This is a genomic window from Arthrobacter sp. H14 (assembly GCF_000520495.1).
Classification (GTDB): domain Bacteria; phylum Actinomycetota; class Actinomycetes; order Actinomycetales; family Micrococcaceae; genus Arthrobacter_C.
This window is the reverse complement of record NZ_KI914685.1, coordinates 16,282-20,128: the sequence shown is the minus strand read 5'-3', so window position 1 is coordinate 20,128 and position 3,847 is coordinate 16,282. Positions and strand designations below refer to the sequence as shown.

General features: G+C 62.1%; 6 protein-coding genes. 3 read left to right on the top strand and 3 right to left on the bottom strand.

Annotated features, from left to right (window positions below; all coding sequences use genetic code 11):
- Window positions 1–153 precede the first annotated feature (153 nt).
- Genes Y707_RS32295 through Y707_RS0118310 form a run of 3 tightly spaced genes read right to left on the bottom strand, consistent with a single transcriptional unit; the run spans window position 154 to window position 1,804 of the window.
- Window positions 154–723, bottom strand: a complete 570-nt coding sequence (locus Y707_RS32295; RefSeq protein ID WP_253905253.1) for an LLM class flavin-dependent oxidoreductase — start codon at window positions 721–723, stop codon at window positions 154–156.
- The gene (locus Y707_RS32290) at window positions 678–1,100 is read right to left on the bottom strand and encodes an LLM class flavin-dependent oxidoreductase (RefSeq protein ID WP_051442181.1); all 423 of its coding nucleotides are present in this window, start codon (window positions 1,098–1,100) and stop codon (window positions 678–680) included. Before Y707_RS32290 ends, Y707_RS32295 begins: the two co-directional genes overlap by 46 nt.
- A 32-nt stretch (window positions 1,101–1,132) precedes the next feature.
- Window positions 1,133–1,804 carry an NADPH-dependent F420 reductase gene (locus Y707_RS0118310; protein WP_253905252.1) on the bottom strand — a complete coding sequence of 224 codons (672 nt, stop codon included), beginning with the start codon at window positions 1,802–1,804 and terminating at the stop codon, window positions 1,133–1,135.
- Between the two features lie 80 nt (window positions 1,805–1,884).
- Here Y707_RS0118310 and Y707_RS0118305 point away from each other — a divergent pair, with 80 nt between their 5' ends.
- The 3 genes from Y707_RS0118305 to Y707_RS0118295 all read left to right on the top strand — a co-directional run bounded on the left by Y707_RS0118305 (window position 1,885) and on the right by Y707_RS0118295 (window position 3,749).
- Window positions 1,885–2,391, top strand: coding sequence for a MarR family winged helix-turn-helix transcriptional regulator (locus Y707_RS0118305; protein ID WP_051442182.1), 507 nt, complete (start codon window positions 1,885–1,887; stop codon window positions 2,389–2,391).
- A gap of 267 nt (window positions 2,392–2,658) precedes the next feature.
- Complete coding sequence (locus Y707_RS0118300; RefSeq protein WP_026536146.1) at window positions 2,659–3,468, top strand: DUF2382 domain-containing protein; 810 nt, start codon at window positions 2,659–2,661, stop codon at window positions 3,466–3,468.
- Between the two features lie 2 nt (window positions 3,469–3,470).
- On the top strand, window positions 3,471–3,749 hold the full coding sequence (locus tag Y707_RS0118295) for a hypothetical protein (protein ID WP_026536145.1): 279 nt from the start codon (window positions 3,471–3,473) through the stop codon (window positions 3,747–3,749).
- The last annotated feature ends 98 nt before the right edge of the window (window positions 3,750–3,847 follow it).

The window sequence follows — 3,847 nt, the reverse complement described above, 5'->3', positions numbered from 1 at the left end:
CAATGAGAGACGATAGACATGACGGTCACCGTACTTTTCCGATTGTGATGGACTTGGTTGGTGGCCGTTGACGGGCCGGTACCAGTCCGGGTAGGAATCACATCGGAACAGAACTGTGAGGGGTCACGCCCGTGAGGGTGGACAATCTTCTAATCAAGCTACCGAGGTGGGCCGGACGGGTACCGGCCGACCCACCCTGATGGACGGACAAGTCCACAAAAAGACACCCTGAGGGTCAGTTGTACCAAGGGTCACGTCTATAGGGTGGAGCGGCCAGTAACTATCCTGCCAGCCAGTCCCAGACCAGCTAGAACAAGTCTCACAGTTATACCAGCCGGGGTAGAAGCGTTCCAGAGCTTCCTCTTTGGTTGGTGCAACCAGGCCAAGGGCGGCGACGGAGACTTTGATGTTCTCGCCGGTGTGGCCAGCCTGCGCGGCGGAGCGGCGGTAGAGATCGGCCAGTGGGGCGAACCTTTGCGGTGCGCCGCCGATGATGCCGTAGGAGACGGGTAGTCCGAGCTGTCCCGCCCGCGCGGACGAGCCCGGGTTGCCTCCGGTGGCCAGCCAGATCGGCAGGGACCCGTTGGCCGGTCGAGGTACTACGGCGAGGTTGTCCAACGTCGGACGGACAGACCCGGACCAGGACACGTGTTCGTCCTTGTTCGAGTTGAGTGTCATCAACAGGTCGAGCTTTTCTGCGTAGAGCTGGTCGTAGACCTGCATGTCGTAGCCGAACAGCGGGAAGGTTTCGACGGAGGAGCCGCGGCCGGCGGTGAGTTTTCCACCCGCCCGCCGCCGGAGACCGCGTCGGCGATGGCGAACTGCTGGAAGACCCTTACCGGGTCGTCGGTGCCGATGATGCTCGCTGCACTGCCGAGTTTGATCTGTTTTGTGGCCCCTGCCGCAGCCGCGATCACCGCCCCGGGCGAGGACGCGGGCATGCTCACCGTGTGGTGCTCGCCCACGCCGAAGTAATCCAGTCCGGCGGCATCGGCATGCTTGATCGCGTCGAAGAGATTGCGGACGGCTTCGGCCGTGGAACGGTGGCCGCCGTCGGGGTTCAGTTGGGTGTCGCCGAAACTATATGCGCCGATTTCCATGGTGTCTCAAGGCTTTCGTAGGTTGGTCGGGTTCAGGCGTGGGCTGATTCGGTGGCCGCGCTGAGGAGGGCTTGGAGTTGTTCGGCGGTGTGGGAGCCGTTGAAGATTTCGGTGCCGGGCTGGAAGGCACGTCCGGCGGTGAGCGGTCCGGCGTCGATCGGGTCGTAGCCGAGCCGGTCGAGGAACCCGGCGACAAGTACCTTGGCGTCGTCGCGGTCGCCGGCCAGAGCCAGTGCCCGGCGGCCCGGCGCCCCGGGTTCGTTGCCGTCTTCTTCAAGTTCGTGGTAGCCGATGTGGTTCAGCGACTTGACGACTGTCGCCCCGGCCAGGAATTCCTGGACGATTTCGCTGCTGGTGCGGGGGTCGTTTTCAAAGTCGTCGACCTCACCATCCGTGGGAGCCCAGTAGTTCATGACGTCGATCACGGTCTTCCCGGTCAGGACGCCCGGACTGAGGGTGCGGTACTTGTGCAGGGGAACGGCGGCGACGACGATGTCAGCCGCGGCTGCCTCGTCGGCGTCGACCGCGATGGCGCCGGGGGTGACGATCTCGACGATCATGGCGATCTCGTCGACCGGCTTGGCCGTCGCGATCTTGACCATGTAGCCGGCTTTGAGTGCCTGCCGGGCGACGGCGGTGCCGACACGTCCGGCGCCGAGGACACCGACGGTACGCAGTTCGCCAAGCTTCACGATCAACTCCAAACTCGCAATGTATGTTGTTCAACAGACTATATGTGGAACAGAATATCTTTTCAACTTCATATTTCGGGTACCATGGGGGCATGGCCGAAAGCATCAAGGCGTTTGAAAAGAGCCCCAACATTGCACAGCCCGGAGATCTGGGCTGGCATCTGGGCATGGTCCTGCGCGGCTACCAGTCGCGCTTCGAGGACGCCGTCGAGGGGATGGCTGCAGGAATTCGCGGCTATCAGATACTCTCCGCAGTCATCCACCGCGACCCACCCAATCAGCAGGCCCTGGGTGCGCATCTGGCGATCGACCGGACGGTCCTCACTTACCTGCTGGATACCCTCGTGGACGCCGGAGTCGTCGAACGCGTCCCGGCCCCGTCCGACCGCAGGGCACGCAAGATTGTGGCCACCGACAACGGGCGGTCACTTCTGGCAAAGTACGAGCAGCGTGTGGCGGCGGCCGAAGCCGACCTGGTATCCGGTCTCAAGGAATCTGAAGTCGGAACGCTGGCCTCGCTCATCAGCCGGCTGGCCATGGATATCCACCGCGCGCAGCCCGGATCCAGCCCCTGCGAAGCCATGGATCATCTGCCCTAAGCCCCTCCCACCCGGCGACTCGAATGTCCGGGGCGGTCATGGCATTGCCCTTTCTCCTCGGTGGTAGTCCTTGTCTAAATCGTAATGCGAAGTAGGCTTACCTTTTTGGCTCCCGCCGCGTAAAGTGGGTCCGGGCGGAAGGTTTTGAGACCAAATGAACCGCACAAGCCCGGACTTCCTGACCCAACGGGTTAGGGGCAAAGTCACAGCAGACAGGACGGCAAGCGCTCGCGCTGCCGTCAAGTGACAGCCAAAGGAGTGTAGATCATGGTTAGTATGCAGCAGCTTCAGAGCCTGATGGAAAATAACGGAACCGTCGTCGACCAAGATGGCGGCAAGATCGGCAAGATAGGCCAGGTCTACCTGGACGACCGGACCAACGAACCGGAATGGGTTAGTGCATCCACCGGCCTGTTCGGAAGTTCGGAATCGTTCGTCCCGCTTCAGGGTGCCGCCATCATGGGCGACCAGCTTGCAGTCAAGTTTTCCAAGGACATGGTCAAGGACGCCCCGCGGGTTGAGGCTGACGGCAATCTCAGCCCGTCGCAGGAGGATGAACTTCACAGCTTCTACAAGGTTGGCTACGCAGACACCGGCGGGACCGGCGGCGAGTACCGGCCCGACGGCGTCACTGGCAACCGGGATGCCGACGGCGTAACGGGCGCCCCGCAGGGCGCCGGGCACGACACCTCCGGTCCCAATACCGATGACGCCATGACCCGCTCGGAAGAGGTGGTCCATGTCGGCAAGGAGCAGCAGGAGACCGGCAAGGCCCGCCTGCGCAAGTACGTCGTGACGGAAAACGTCCAGACCACCGTTCCGGTCAGCCATGAAGAGGTCCGCGTGGAGCGCGAGCCGATCACGGATCAGAACCGCGATGAGGCAACCTCGGGCCCGTCCTTCAACGAGGAGGAGCACGAAGTAACCCTCCACGCCGAGAAGCCGGTGGTCGATAAGGAAGAAAAGCCCGTTGAGCGTGTCCGCCTGGAGAAGGAAGAAGTCCAGGATGAGGCCGAAATCAACGAGCAGGTCCGCAAGGAACGTATCGAATCAGAAGGCGACATGAAGGGAAGGTAACTATGAGCTCAGAATCTCAGACCACCACGGATCACGATGAGATCCGTAAGTGGGTCGAGTCGAACGATGGCCAGCCGGCCAGTGTCAAAGGCACTGAAGGCGGCGACACCGCAGGGGTGCTCCGGATCGATTTTCCGGGCGGCGCCAAGGAGGACCAGCTCGAGCACATCAGCTGGGACGACTGGTTCGAGAAGTTCGACTCCAACAACCTGGCGTTCCTTTACCAGTCAAAGAAGGCCAGCGGCGAGGACAGCACGTTCTTCAAGCTGGTGGAGCGCTAGAGGCTGATCGAACAACTCAGTAGGTTGGGCGGTTCCGCATTCGTGTGGAACCGCCCAACCTTTTCAGCGGCGGCACGCCTCACCGTTACGCGGAGCTG